A 13,727-nucleotide genomic window follows, 5' to 3' on the forward strand; every position below is an offset into this window, starting at 1 on the left:
CGGCGTCACGGACTGAGCCGCTCCACCCCCCAGCTCCCGTCCGCCCGGGACACGTAGCGCAGGCGGTCGTGGAGGCGGTTCTCGCGGCCCTGCCAGAACTCCACCGTCCGCGGGACCACCCGGAAGCCGCCCCAGTGCGGGGGGACCGGGACCTGTTCGCCCTCGGGGTAGCGGGCCGAGAGCTCCGCGTAGGAGGCGTCCAGGTCCGCGCGGGTGCCGATCACCGTCGACTGGGCGCTCGCCCACGCACCGAGCTGCGAACCGTGCGGGCGGGTACGGAAGTACGCGGCGGTCTCGTCCCGGCCGGTGCGCCGCGCCACGCCCGTCACGATGACCTGGCGGGCCATCGTGTACCAGGGGAAGAGCAGCGAGACGTGCGGGTTCTCGGCGAGATCGCGCGCCTTGCGGGAGTCGTAGTTCGTGTAGAAGACGAAGCCCGCCTCGTCGAAGTGCTTCAGCAGCACCGTACGGGAACTGGGGCGGCCCTGGGCGTCGGCCGTGGAGACCACCATCGCGTTCGGCTCGAACAGCCGGCCCTCGGTCGCGGCCTGCTTGAACCACCGCGCGAACTGCTCCACCGGCGTGGCGGCCAGCTCGGTCTCGGACAGCCCCTCCGCCCGGTAGTGCTTGCGCATCGCGGCGGGATCGGGCGCAGCGGGGACGGTGTCTTCGTCGGTCACGCGGTCATCCTGCCGTATGCACGGCAGGGCTCCGGCATGGTGTGGTTCGTCACGCATTGGCACTGGGTGCCGTCACCTCTCCCCAAGGGTGGCACCCGGGGATATCGTGCAGATGCCCTTGTGGTGGGGTGACCGCCCGCCTCACGGGGCATCACCCCCCATGACCGCCCAGGACCGCGAGTCCGCAGACCGACCGTGGATCCCCCGGGCGATCACCCGTCTCCACACCCGGAACACGGTCACCGGCACCGGCAGGACCGGTCACCCGGCCACACCCGCACACGGGGTGCCGCACCACTCCGTGGCCCACAACCGCCCGTCGCACACATCCGAGGAGCCGCCTGATGTCCGACTTCGTACCCGGACTCGAAGGAGTCGTCGCGTTCGAGACGGAGATCGCCGAACCGGACAAGGAGGGCGGCGCCCTCCGGTACCGGGGCGTCGACATCGAGGACCTGGTCGGTCACGTCTCGTTCGGCAACGTCTGGGGACTGCTCGTCGACGGCGCCTTCAACCCAGGCCTGCCGCCCGCCGAGCCCTTCCCCATCCCCGTGCACTCCGGCGACATCCGCGTCGACGTCCAGTCGGCACTCGCCATGCTCGCCCCGGTGTGGGGCCTGAAACCCCTGCTCGACATCGACGCCGAACAGGCCCGGGAGGACCTCGCCCGGGCCGCCGTGATGGCCCTCTCCTACGTCGCCCAGTCCGCCCGGGGCCAGGGCCGCCCCATGGTTCCGCAGAGCGAGATCGACAAGGCCCAGTCCGTCGTCGAACGTTTCATGATCCGCTGGCGCGGCGAGCCCGACCCCAAGCACGTGGCGGCCGTCGACGCCTACTGGACCAGCGCCGCCGAGCACGGCATGAACGCGTCCACCTTCACCGCCAGGGTCATCGCCTCCACCGGCGCCGACGTGGCGGCGGCCCTCTCCGGAGCCGTGGGAGCCATGAGCGGCCCCCTCCACGGCGGCGCCCCCTCCCGCGTCCTCGGCATGATCGAGGAGATCGAACGCACCGGCGACGCCGAGGCTTACGTCAAGCAGGCCCTCGACCGGGGCGAACGCCTCATGGGCTTCGGCCACCGCGTCTACCGCGCCGAGGACCCCCGCGCCCGCGTCCTGCGCCGCACCGCCCGCGAACTCGGCGCACCCCGCTTCGAGATCGCGGAGGCGCTGGAGAAGGCGGCCCTGGAGGAACTCCACAATCGCCGCCCCGACCGGATCCTCGCCACCAACGTCGAGTTCTGGGCGGCCATCATGCTCGACTTCGCCGAGGTCCCCGCCCACATGTTCACCTCGATGTTCACGTGCGCCCGTACGGCCGGCTGGTCCGCCCACATCCTCGAACAGAAGCGCACCGGCCGCCTCGTCCGCCCCTCCGCCCGCTACATCGGCCCGGGCCCCCGCGACCCGCGCTCCATCCCGGGCCACGACGACATCGCCCGCTGACCCCGCGAAGGCCCCTGAACGCAGACGACCCGCGAGTCCGGTTCCTCCAAGGAGGAGCCGGCCGGACGTACCGGCGACTCGCGGGTCGGGTGACTGCTCGGGATTGGGCCGGCCGCACGCGTCTTTCACGTGCTGGTCCGGCGCCGCACAGAGTGTGGTGCCGGGCCGCTAGCCCGCAGCCACCTCACGCGTCCGGTATGCATACATGTGCCGAACCACCTCCCTTCTCGTGTACGCGCCACCTTAGGAAGCCATCCGGCGGCCATCAACCGTTTTTCCGTGAAGCTGACGGGACCCGCGTTAGCGTTCTGCGCATGACAATGCGGCGGGTGGTTCTCAGTGGGTCGGTGTTCGAGGAGCGGATCGGGTATGCGCGGGCCGTCGTCGACGGGGACTGGGTGCATGTGTCCGGGACGACCGGGTTCGACTACGCGGCCATGTCCATCTCGGACGACGTGGTGGAGCAGGCCGAGCAGTGTCTGCGGAACATGGGCGCGGCGCTGGCGGAGGCCGGCTGTACGTTCGCGGACGTCGTGCGCGTGCGGTACCTGCTGCCCGAGCGGGACGACTTCGAGCCCTGCTGGCCGGTGTTGCGCCGGGTGTTCGGGGAGGTGCGGCCGGCCGCGACCATGATGGTGTGCGGGCTGGCGGACGTCCGGATGAAGATCGAGATCGAGGTGTACGCGCGGCGCGGGCCGGTCGCCGGGGTGCGGATCGAGGCCGTCGAGGGCGAGCGGATGCTGGAGGAGTGGCGGCATGTGCACAACACCGTGGTGCCGCCCGGCGCGCTCTCCCCGGAGGAGGTGCGGGAGCGGAGCGGGCGGTACCGGCTGGTGAACGCGTACGTCGGTGAGGCGCTCGTGGGGTGCTCGACCGTGCGGCCCCCGGAGCGGGAGGGCGGCGCGGTGACCGTGATCGCCCGGGCGCTGCCCGAGTGGCGGGGCCGGGGCGTCGGGCGCGTGCTCTACGACGACGGGCTCGCGCACGCGCGTGTGCTGGGTGCCGGTGTGGTGGAGACCTGCGTTCTGGCGGCCAACGGGGACGGTCTGCGGTTCGCCGCCGCGCGTGGGTTCGCCGAGGTTGACCGGTATGTGCTCCCGGGGGAGCAAGACGAGTGGGTTGACCTGCGGCTTTCGGTCATCGAGAGTTAGCGGGCGGTTGTCGCGCGGTTGTCGTGCGATTTCCGCCGCACAACGATTCCGGCAATCTTGCGGGAACCATATGTGGGCTGCGTCACGTTCGAGTTGAATGATGGCAAGTGAACGAACCGACGCGCCGTTCGTGCTGACGCAGCCTGCAGGGGGTTCAGGTGAGTGCTTCCCGGCGTAGTGGGACCACGGACGAACTGGGACCGGACGAGCCCGGTCCGCAGGGTCCGGACGGCCCGCAGGGGCCGCAGGGGCCGGACGGATCTGAGGGTTCGGGTGGTTCGGATCTGCTCGCCGCCCTGCTGGACGGCATGGACGCGGCGCTGTGCGCTTTCGACGCCGACGGGGTCGTGACCCACTGGAACCGCGAGGCGGAGCGCATTCTCGGCTGGACGGCCGAGGAGGCGGTGGGGCGGCACGGCTTCGCCGGGTGGGCCGTGCGCAGCGCCGACGCCGAGGAGGTCGAGGGGCGGCTGCTGTCCGCCATGAACGCGCCGGGCCGCCAGGTGCACGAGTTCGCGCTGCTGACCAAGGACGGCGGGCGGGTGCTGGTGCGGACCCAGTCGGCTGCGGTGCCGGGTCCGGACGGCAAGCCCGCGGGGGTGTACTGCGCCTTCAGCGAGGTGCACGCGCAGATCGATCTGGAGCGGTCCATCGCGCTGAGCGAGGCGTTGTTCGAGGACGCGAGCTGGGGTGTGGTCCTGGTCGACGCGGATCTGCGGCCCGCCGTGGTGAACGCGCACGCGGCCCGCGCGCTGGGCATCGGGCGCACGGCCGCGCTGGGACGGCCGCTCGGCGAGTTGCTGGCGCAGGGTGTGGAGGAGCTGGAGAGCGCGCTCACGCATGTGCTGGGTGAGGGCGCGCCTCCCGCGCCGGCGGAGATATGGGTGAGCGTGCGCACGCCGGAGGGCGAGAGGCGGCGTTGCTGGCGCAGCGGGTTCCTGCGGCTGGCGTCGCCGCTGGCGGAGGAGCCGGTTCCGCTCGGGGTGGGCTGGCTGTTCCAGGACGTCACCGAGGCCAAGCAGGGCGAGCAGGAGGCGGCGCTGCTTCGGTTCCGCGGCAGTCAGCTGCACCGGGCCGCCCGTGCGGCCGCCGAGTGCGAGGACGCGGCGGAGGCCGCGACCGTCCACCTGGACTTCGCGCTGGCCGGGTTCGCGGACCATGCGCTGATCGACCGGGTGGCGGGCGGTGCGCTGTCCGACGCGGAGTCCGTGGGGCCGGTCCGGCTGGTACGGGTGGCCGGCACGCCCTCGGGTGCGCCCGGGCCGAGCCTGCTTTCGGGGCACGCCGGGCTGCCCGCGCGGTACGGCGAGGGGCATCCGGCCCTGCAGTGCGTGGAACGCATCGGCACCGTCCGGGCCAGCGTCGGCAGTGTGCCGGCCGAGCGGGCGCGTGCGTGGGCGACGACCAGGCAGTGGCCGGCGGACGCGGTGCACGCGCTGTGCGCGGTGCTGCGCAGCCGGGGGCGCACGCTCGGTGTCGTGACGTTTCTGCGGGGGAGCGGGCGGAGCGCGTTCGAGCGTTCCGACACCGTGTACGCCGAGGACGTGGCCGTCCGCATCGCGACGGCACTGGACCTGGCGGGGCTGGTGGGGGAGGACCGGGGCTGAACGGCGTCCGGCGGAGTGGTGGGGCCGGACGGCGTGCGGCGGAGTGGCGGGGGAGTGCGAGTCTGCCCGGGCTCGGTCGGCGCGCCCCGGGGCCTCAGTGCCGGTAGAAGATCCGGTCGCCGTACTCCTCCAGCACCCGCCCGTTCCAGTCGTGGCCGCCGTCCACGTTGCCCGAGCGCAGCAGGGGAGGCTCGATGCCGCTGTCGGCCAGCGCGACGGCTGCCGTGGCCATGACGGACTGGAGCAGGGCCGCGGTCACCACCGTGGAGGCGGGGGCGAAGGGGGCCGGGACGGAGTCGTGGGTGAGTTCCGCGTCGCCGACCGCGATCTTCGAGTCGAGGACGATGTCGCAGTGGTCCTTCAGATACGACCCGGACGAGTGCCGTGAGGAGGTCTCGGCGGCGTACGCGACCGAGGTCACGCCGATCACCCGCACGCCCAGGGCGCGGGCTTCGAGCGCCATCTCCACGGGGAGGGCGTTGCGGCCGGACAGCGAGATGATCACCAGGGCGTCACCCGCGCGCAGCGGTGAGGAGCCCAGGACGGCGGCGGCGAGGCCGTCGACGCGCTCCAGGGCGGAGCCGAGCGTGGCGGGCATCACGTCGACGCCGACGACTCCCGGCACGACGAGCAGGTTCATCAGCGCGAGCCCGCCCGCGCGGTAGACCACGTCCTGGGCGGCGAGCGAGGAGTGCCCGGCGCCGAAGGCGAACAGCCGGCCCCCCGCGGCGACGGTGCCGGCGAGGAGCCGGCCGGCGGCCGCGATGTTCTCGGACTCCTCCTCACGGACGCGCTGCAGCAGACCGGCGGCGGCGTCGAGGTACTGGTCGGCCGGCGTGCTGTCGCCCATATGAGCTCCTTCGCTCCGCTTCACGCACTCGCACTGTCTCGCACCGGGTGGCACTGTCTCGCGCCGAGTCGCGCAGTGTCGCAGCCCGCTGTGTCGCACTGTGTCGCGGATCACGGTGCGGTCTGGACCAGTGGGATGTCAATACGGGCGCGGCGGGCGGCGTCCGCGCTGTACGCCCCGCCGTCACGTATCAGCATGTACCCCCTGGTTTCGGCGGCGCGGCACGGTTGTCGGTGGTATCCGGCAGAATTGAAGCCAGGGCCAGCGCACGCGCCGGAGAGCGGTCGAGCCTTCGGCAGAGCTAATCAAGGGGCACGTATGTCCGGACTGATCGACACCACGGAGATGTATCTCCGCACCATCCTTGAGCTGGAAGAGGAAGGTGTGGTCCCCATGCGCGCCCGTATCGCCGAGAGGCTGGACCAGAGCGGGCCGACGGTGAGCCAGACGGTGGCGCGCATGGAGCGCGACGGCCTGGTGTCCGTGGCCAGCGACCGCCACCTGGAGCTCACCGACGAGGGCCGCAGGCTGGCGACCCGTGTGATGCGCAAGCACCGGCTCGCCGAATGTCTGCTGGTCGACGTGATCGGCCTGGAGTGGGAGCAGGTGCACGCCGAGGCCTGCCGCTGGGAGCACGTGATGAGCGAGGCGGTGGAGCGCCGGGTCCTGGAGCTGCTGCGCCACCCCACCGAGTCGCCGTACGGCAACCCGATCCCGGGCCTGGAGGAGCTGGGCGAGAAGGACGGCGCCGACCCGTTCCTGGACGAGGGCATGGTCTCGCTCGCCGACCTCGACCCGGGCGTGGAGGGCAAGACCGTCGTCGTGCGCCGCATCGGTGAGCCGATCCAGACGGACGCGCAGCTGATGTACACGCTGCGCCGGGCGGGTGTGCAGCCCGGTTCGGTGGTGAGCGTGACGGAGTCGGCGGGCGGGGTCCTGGTGGGCAGCGGCGGCGAGGCTGCCGAACTGGAGTCGGACGTCGCCTCCCACGTCTTCGTCGCCAAGCGCTGAGTCCTCCCCGCTCTCGCCGGGCTCTCGCAGCTCATCTGGCGCGCGGCTCGGCGGGTGGTTCTCGTCGAATCCTGGACTCGGTATGCCGAATCGCAGCGCCCGGACGCCCGGCGTGCCAGGCTGTCGCCTGAGCGGAGGGTCCGAGGGGGCGGGGTGGGGATGTGCCGGAGGCGAACGGAGGGCCCCGGCGCCGTGTGGCGCCGGGGCCTGTCCTCCCCTTTTCTGACCCGGAGCCCCGAGCTCTCAGGGTCGTCCCCCTCGGACCGTTTTTCCCCGAGCGGTCCGCCTCCCGCTGAAGATCTCCCCTGGGGCGGCGGGATCATTCCTGCAGCGGCGTCACTCAAACGAGGGGTGTTGCCCGCAGAAAGCCCATTCTCGAAAGCCCATTCGATAGTCTGCAGAGGCAGAACCGGTCCCGTGGGGCGCGCGGTACGACAACTAGGACAAGCAGGGGTAGCAGGGCCGTAGGGCGAGCAACACGGCGGCCAGTACGGGTACGAGCGGGTCCGAGCGGAGCTTGGGGGTGCCGGCAGCAATGGCGCGACGCATCGACGTGATCGGGGCGGGCGGCGTACGACTCGCGGCGTGGGAGTTCGGTGACCCACCGAAGAACGACCCCGAGCCGGTGACGGGCGACCCGGCAGCCGGCCCCGCAGCCGGTTCCGCAACCGGCCCCGACCCCTCGCCCGGCGTGCTGTTACTGCACGGCCTGATGGGCCGCGCCTCGCACTGGGCCTCCACCGCCCGCTGGATCTCCGGACGTCACCGTGCCGTGGCGCTCGACCAGCGCGGTCACGGCCAGAGCGAGAAGCCCCCGCAGGCCGCGTACACCCGTGAGGCGTACGTCGACGACGCCGAGGCCGCCCTCGAACAGCTCGGCCTCGCCCCCGCCGTACTCATCGGCCACGCCATGGGCGCGCTCACCGCCTGGCAGTTGGCCGCCAAACGCCCCGACCTGGTCAGCGGCGTGATCATCTGCGATATGCGGGCCTCCGCCCTCGGGGCCGCGTCGCAGCGTGAGTGGGTCGACTGGTTCGGGTCCTGGCCCGTCCCCTTCGCCACCCTGGGCGACGTGCGCAAGTGGTTCGGCGAGGACGACCCCTGGGTCGAGCGGCCGAATCCGGCCCGCGGCGCGTTCTACGCCGAGGTGATGCACGAGTCGCCGGACGGCTGGCGGCCGGTCTTCGACGTCGAGCAGATGCTGAAGTCCCGCGAGACCTGGGTGTACGACGCCCACTGGGACGAGCTGGCCCAGGTGCGCTGCCCGGCCCTCGTCGTCCGCGGCCTCGACGGCGAGCTCGGCAGGGCGGAGGCCCAGGAGATGGTGCGTGTCCTCCCGCGCGGCGAGTACGCCGAGGTGGCCGACGCCGGCCATCTCATCCACTACGACCAGCCGGAGGCGTGGCGCGCGGCGATCGAGCCGTTCCTGGAGTCGGCGTTCGGCGTGTGAGGCGCGCCCGGGGCCGCCGGTGCTCCCGCGCTCCGCTACCCCGTTGCCCTGCTGCCCTGCTGCCCTGCTGCCCCCGTTGCCCCGTTGCCCCGTTGCTCCCTTGACCCCTTGACCCCTTGACCCCTTGCCCCCTTGTTCCCTTGACCTCCTGACTCCTTGTTCCCTTGTTCCATTGACCCCTTGTTCCCTTGACCCGCTGGTCCGGGTGTCACTTGCCCGTGACCGCCAGGAACGCCACCGCACCGGTCGTGACGAGCAGGATCCCGAGCAGACACCAGCGCCGGGCCGTGTGCAGGGCCGCGCGGATCTGCCAGACGTGGGTCATGGCGAGCAGCCAGCGCACATAGGGATCGGTGCGGGCGACGTTGGCGCGCGCGCGGGCCAGGTGACGGCTGAGCAGTTCACGCCGGTGCGGGTCGGGTTCGCGGGCGATCGCGCGCTGGATGTTCGCGGCGACGGTGCGGTGCCGCAGCAGGTCGTCCACGCCGGTGGCGGCGGAGCCGAAGAAGTCGGCGGGCGCGGCGTCGATCAGCTCGCGCAGGCCGCGTACGGAGGGATCAAAGAGCGTGGCCGTCGTGGTCACCGGCGGCTCCAGCACCCGGCTGACCTGCCAGACGGCAAGGGTTACCCCGCTCAGGGCGAGGGCCAGGGCGGCGCCGGCGACCACCGCCTCACCGAGCCCGTGCACCTTGCCCACGGCGACCAGCGGGCCGGCCCCGATCAACGCCGCCCCCACCGCCCCGAACGCGGCGATCATCCACCGCGCCGCCGCACGCAGCTCGGGCACGGCGTCCAGGGGTGAGGGCAGCGCGTCGAACTGCGTCCCGAGCGCGCCCGGGGCTCCCTCCGGTGGCGGCGGTACGGTCACGTCGCACCCCCGTCCCCGCGCAGGCCGCCGCGCCACCGCCCCCTGCCGCCCTCCCGGCCCCCGGTGTCCGGCCGGTCGCCGTCCCCGCTGCCGGCGAGGTCGGGCCCCGGCCGGTCGCCTTCTCCGCTCCCGGTGCTGGGCTCGGGCCCGTCGTGGCCCCGGCTCCCGGTGTCGGGACCTGGCCCGTCGTGGCCCCGGCTCCCGGTGTCCGGCGCAGGCCGGTCGTCGTCCGGTGTCCCGCCCTTCGGCCTCGGCCCGTCGTAGCCACGGTTCCCGGTGTCCGGCCACCTCTCCTCGTCGCGGCTCACCGCGAGCGGCGGAGCCTCTTCGTCGTCCGGTATGTCCGGGTAGTCCCTCCACTGCGCCCCGTCGAAGTACTCCAGCGAGCCGTCCGGCCCGAGCCGTACGTCGTTCAGCCGCGGTTCCTCCGCCACAGCCCCTCCCTTCACCGTGTCTCCCGACTCACCGTGTCTGTCGACCCAGCCTTCCCTCGATCCCGTCGAGGCAGTGCAGCACCGCCCCCACCACCGCCCGCTGCGCGGGCTCGCGCAACCGCTCCGGGAGCGCCGGGTCGCGGCTCCCGGCGAGGATCTCCTCCAGCACCGGGGCCAGCGCCCGCAGGGCGGGATCGGCGTGGAAGTCGTCGAGGGTGGCCCGGTTGGCGTCGGCGGTTGCGCCGTGGCCCGCGGCCGTGGCCACGAAGTTGCCCAGGGCCAGGCTCAGATGCAGGCTGGGCCAGAGTCCGGCGGCGATCTCCTCCTCGCCGCGCAGCGCCCCGAGAGCGCGGCGGGCCACGTCGGCGTCCAGCGGCCCGAGCCCGGCCGTCACACCCGGGTCGCGCTCCCCGTCGAGGATGTGCCGCAGGACGCGGCTGAGCGCGGCGAACTGTGGGGTCATCGCGCCCTGGCGCGCCAGATGCTGACGCAGCTTCACCCTGGCCGCGGTGTTGCCACGCTCGGCGGCGACGAGGGCCGCGACCGACGGCTCCCACACCATCCGCCACACCGCTGCCGCCAGAGCGCCCGCGTCGGCCTCCTCGCGGGCCTCGCGCACCAGCTCCGCCAGTACCTCCCGCACCCGCCCGCCGTCGGGTACCAGCCGGTCGAGCAGCCGCGCGAGGTCGACGCCGGGAACCAGCGCCACGCGCGCGTTCAGGGCGTCCGGACCGCCGGGCAGGCGGGCGTCCGTCCCGAACTCCCGCAGATCACTCACGACCGCGCCCAGGCCGCCGGCGGTCCGGCCGCCGGTGAGGACGCCCAGCAGCACCCCGGCGAGGTGGTGGGCGACGGCTCCGGAGCCGTCCCGCGCGTGGGAGTGCAGATAGGCGCCGAAGTTCGCGTGGCTGACGGCGACGGTCGAGGGGACGCCCGCGCGGTAGGCGTACCGCAGACAGTCCCGCCCCCGGGCGAGTGCCGCCGCGCCCCGCCCGCGCGCGTCCTCCACGGTGGCGAGCGCGCCGAACACCTCGCCCAGCAGCAGATCGTCGGCGGCGGCCTCGAAGACCTCCCGGCACTCCTCCAGCAGGGCCAGCGCCTCCTGGACGCGGCCGAGCCGCAGCAGGGGCATGTAGGCGGGCAGGCGGGCCTGCGCGTGTTCGGCGGCCGGCGCGCCTCGGCCCGCCGTGGACGCGCACAGTTCGGCGTTGTACTCCAGCGCCGTCCGCCACTCCCCGGCGTCGACGGCGCCCCGCTGGGCCGTGTCGCACAGCTCCTCCCAGACCTCCCACCACAGCACGCCCTCGGCACCGACCCCCTTCCGGGGCAGCTCGCGCATCCGCCGCAGCAGTACGGCCGCCTCGGCCACGACCCGGCCGGACTCGCCCTGTTCGACCAGCACGTGCAGCCGGTGCACCTCGCCGAGCAGCCGCGTCCACATGCCGAGCCCGGCCTCGCGGGCGTGGGCGATCTCGGCGTCGGCGAAGGCGAGCGCTTCGGCGGGCCGTCCGGTGCGCAGACACAGACCCGCCAGGGCACCGGCCGCCGTGGCGGCGCCGGCGTGGTCCCGCCGTTCCAGCGCCTCGGCCAGGGCCGCCCTCGCCTGCCGTTCGGCCGCCGGCGGGTCGGTCGCCCACAGCACCTCGGCCAGCGCGCCGTGCGGCGGGGGTGCGCCGGTGCCGGTGGCGGCGAGGGCGGCGAGCCGGCGCAGCACGGGCAGCACCCGTGCCCTGGTCGCCCGGCTGCCGTCCCGGCGCAGCACGGCCTGGAGCAGCGCCTCGGCGCCCTGCCAGATCCGCTGCCGGATCAGGTAGGGCGCCGCCGAAAGGCCCGCGCGCGCGAGTACCGGCCCGGCGAGGCGGGCGCCTTCCGAGTCGGTGCCCTCCCGGCTCCACGCCATCTCGAAGACCCGTACCCAGTACCCGGCCATCCGCGTGTCGATCAGCTGCCGGAACGTCTCCCCGGCGCGCGCCCGCCCCTGCGAGGCAACGGCGGGCTGGACGTCGTACGACTCCCGGGTCCCGCGCGGTGCCGGGGCGGACCGGCGGCGGGTGAGCAGCCCGCACCCGACCAGGGTGTCGAGGAGCGGGTCGAGGGGCGCGTCGGGGTGGCCGAGGCCGGCGCGCAGATCGGGCCAGTTGTGGTCGAGGACGGGGCGGGTGCGGTCGGACTCCTGCAGGCAGCACAGGACGTGGAACAGGTCGCGCGGCGCGGGGGCGAGGGCGTCGGCGATGCCGCCCGCCCAGACGCGCAGCACGCGCACGTGGTCGTCGTCGCGGGTGGCGGCCGGGCCGGCCGTGAAGAAGCCCTCGGGCACCCGGCCGGTCTCCGCCCAGGCCCGTCCCGCGGAGCTGAGCAGCGCGGTGAGCCGCGCCGGGTCGGCCGCCTGGCCGTCGGCGAGTTCGAGCAGCTTGGGGTGGCCCTGGGTGAGGTCCAGCAGACCGGTGAGGTGACGGCGGCCGGCGGCCGGGGTCACGCCGGGCGCGCGGCCGTCGGCGAGGGCCGCGAGGTGGGGCAGTTCACGCACGAGGAGCAGCGACTCGTCCGGGTTCAGCAGGTCGACCGGTTCCGTCGGCACCCGGGGGCCCGGGCCGGGCGGGCGTACGCGGCCGGTCAGGACGAGGCGCCCGGGCCCGGGGTGCTGCGACAGGGCGGCGAGCAGCACCTGCCACCGCTCGTCCCGCCAGGTGCCGGCCGGGGTGAGGAGCCCGTCGAGATGGTCCATGACGAGCAGCACCCGCCGCCGCGCGAGACACCGGGCGACGGCGTCCGCGAACTCCTCGAACCGTTCGTCGGCGTTGGGGAGTTCCGGCACCACCCCTTCCCACACCGACGAGAACTCCGCGAGGACTTCCCGCGTGTCCGTCTCCGTCCGTTCCGGCGCCTTGAACCAGACGACCTCCTCGAAGGCGTGCGCGTGCGTCTCCACCAGCTCCCGCGCGCAGGCCGTCTTGCCGACTCCCGGCATGCCTTGCAGCAGTACGCCGCACAGGCCGCTGCGCGGGGCGAGTACGGCACCGGCGCGCGCCATGAGGGGGACCCGGCCGACGAAGTGCTCCGGCAGGGGCGGGACTTCGGGCGGCAGCCGATCGGTTGGCGGCGTACGCAGCGGTGACGCCGCCAGCCGCAGTCGCGCGGCCCGTGCCCCGAACAGCGCCGGTGTCCCCGCCTCCAGCGCCGACCACCCTTCCGTCAGCACCCCCGTGAGCGCCTCCGTCAGCGGCTGCCCGTCGACGATCAGGCGGCGGTACAGCCCCTGCGCCAGTGCGATGGCGAAGTGGTCCGTCACGGGATACCGCATCGCCAGTACCGCGCACCCGAGCCGCCCCACCAGCTCCCCGGCCAGCGTGCCCACCACGTCCGGGTGGGCTCCCTCGTCGTCCGGCACCCCGGCCGCCGGCACCCCGAGCGCCCGCCGCTGCTCCCGTACGGCCGACGCACCCGACCAGCACGCCGACACCGTCACCAGCGAGACCCCCCGCGCCTGGCTCAGCAAGGCCCCCAGCTCCGGTGCCCGGATCCGGTCCGGCCCGCCCGCCGCGGTCTCCAGCAGCAGCTCACCGGGCGCCCCGTGCCCGGACACATGGACGACGTCCCATCCCTCGGCCAGCACCTCCCGCAGCCGCTCCCGCGTCACCCCGTACTGCACGGTCCGCACCTCGACGTCCCGTCCGGCGCCGGTGAACAGCCCGGTCAGCGCCAGCCGTTCCCGCCGCAGGTTCAGCGCCCGGCTCCCCTGGGGCTGGCTGAACAACGCCAGCATCCGCACCGGCCGGGCCGCTGCCGCCGGTTCGCGCGGGTCACCGCTGTCCCCGACCTGCATCACGAGGGAGACGCCCCGCAGGGCCAGTGGCCGCCCGTCGAGGTGGGCGAGCTCCAGCGGCACGTACAGCAGCCGCCGTGCCCCCGGGACATCGGCCGGGACCACGACCCGCACGACCACGGGGGCGGCCGCCGGCAGGACGCCGGCGGCGGGGCCGAGGATCTCCGTGCCGATCCACGCGCCCACCTCCCGCACGATCTCCCGCTCCCGCGCGGTCCGCCGGTCGGGCGCGGCATGCCGCCGTATGTGGCCCGGGATGTCGAGGAAGGCCTCGTACTGCGCGCAGCCGGGGTCGAGCCGCACCTCGTGCCGGGCCAGTACGCGCCCGTCGGCCGGGTCGGTCAGCTCCCAGCGCCAGCGGTGGAGCCCGGCGAAGTCCTGTACCTCAAGGAGTAGTTCCGCCACCCC

General features: G+C 73.9%; 10 protein-coding genes. 5 read left to right on the top strand and 5 right to left on the bottom strand.

Features of this window, described 5'->3' with window-relative positions:
• Positions 1-5: 5 nt before the first annotated feature.
• Complete coding sequence (gene pdxH / locus ACGF8A_RS16755) at positions 6-680, bottom strand: pyridoxamine 5'-phosphate oxidase (RefSeq protein ID WP_393108722.1); 675 nt, start codon at positions 678-680, stop codon at positions 6-8.
• Positions 681-1,024: 344 nt separating this feature from the next.
• On the opposite strand from pdxH, the gene ACGF8A_RS16760 reads away from it, so the two are divergent.
• From ACGF8A_RS16760 to ACGF8A_RS16770, 3 genes are all read left to right on the top strand, one after another.
• The gene (locus ACGF8A_RS16760) at positions 1,025-2,125 is read left to right on the top strand and encodes a citrate synthase 2 (RefSeq protein WP_393108724.1); all 1,101 of its coding nucleotides are present in this window, start codon (positions 1,025-1,027) and stop codon (positions 2,123-2,125) included.
• A gap of 314 nt (positions 2,126-2,439) precedes the next feature.
• The gene (locus ACGF8A_RS16765; RefSeq protein ID WP_393108726.1) at positions 2,440-3,276 is read left to right on the top strand and encodes a GNAT family N-acetyltransferase; all 837 of its coding nucleotides are present in this window, start codon (positions 2,440-2,442) and stop codon (positions 3,274-3,276) included.
• Between the two features lie 158 nt (positions 3,277-3,434).
• Positions 3,435-4,883 carry a PAS domain-containing protein gene (locus tag ACGF8A_RS16770; protein WP_393108728.1) on the top strand — a complete coding sequence of 483 codons (1,449 nt, stop codon included), beginning with the start codon at positions 3,435-3,437 and terminating at the stop codon, positions 4,881-4,883.
• Positions 4,884-4,977: 94 nt separating this feature from the next.
• Here the strand turns inward: ACGF8A_RS16770 and ACGF8A_RS16775 are convergent, their stop codons facing one another.
• Positions 4,978-5,733 (bottom strand): SIS domain-containing protein, encoded by a 756-nt coding sequence (locus tag ACGF8A_RS16775; protein WP_393108730.1) that lies wholly within the window; start codon positions 5,731-5,733, stop codon positions 4,978-4,980.
• A gap of 318 nt (positions 5,734-6,051) precedes the next feature.
• Between ACGF8A_RS16775 and ACGF8A_RS16780 the strand changes: the two genes are divergently transcribed.
• Both ACGF8A_RS16780 and ACGF8A_RS16785 read left to right on the top strand, forming a co-directional pair.
• The gene (locus ACGF8A_RS16780; RefSeq protein WP_129796318.1) at positions 6,052-6,744 is read left to right on the top strand and encodes a metal-dependent transcriptional regulator; all 693 of its coding nucleotides are present in this window, start codon (positions 6,052-6,054) and stop codon (positions 6,742-6,744) included.
• A gap of 535 nt (positions 6,745-7,279) precedes the next feature.
• Positions 7,280-8,194 (top strand): alpha/beta fold hydrolase, encoded by a 915-nt coding sequence (locus ACGF8A_RS16785; protein WP_393108733.1) that lies wholly within the window; start codon positions 7,280-7,282, stop codon positions 8,192-8,194.
• A 208-nt stretch (positions 8,195-8,402) separates the two neighbouring features.
• Here the strand turns inward: ACGF8A_RS16785 and ACGF8A_RS16790 are convergent, their stop codons facing one another.
• From ACGF8A_RS16790 to ACGF8A_RS16800, 3 genes are read right to left on the bottom strand one after another with little or no spacing between them, the layout of a single operon-like run.
• Positions 8,403-9,062, bottom strand: a complete 660-nt coding sequence (locus tag ACGF8A_RS16790) for a hypothetical protein (RefSeq protein ID WP_393108735.1) — start codon at positions 9,060-9,062, stop codon at positions 8,403-8,405.
• Positions 9,059-9,496 carry a hypothetical protein gene (locus ACGF8A_RS16795; protein WP_393108737.1) on the bottom strand — a complete coding sequence of 146 codons (438 nt, stop codon included), beginning with the start codon at positions 9,494-9,496 and terminating at the stop codon, positions 9,059-9,061. Before ACGF8A_RS16795 ends, ACGF8A_RS16790 begins: the two co-directional genes overlap by 4 nt.
• A gap of 28 nt (positions 9,497-9,524) precedes the next feature.
• A complete protein-coding gene (locus tag ACGF8A_RS16800) occupies positions 9,525-13,724 on the bottom strand; it encodes a CHAT domain-containing protein (protein ID WP_393108739.1) in 4,200 nt (1,399 codons plus the stop codon).
• Positions 13,725-13,727 lie beyond the last annotated feature (3 nt).

The organism is Streptomyces sp. NPDC047706 (genome assembly GCF_043204795.1).
GTDB lineage: Bacteria > Actinomycetota > Actinomycetes > Streptomycetales > Streptomycetaceae > Streptomyces.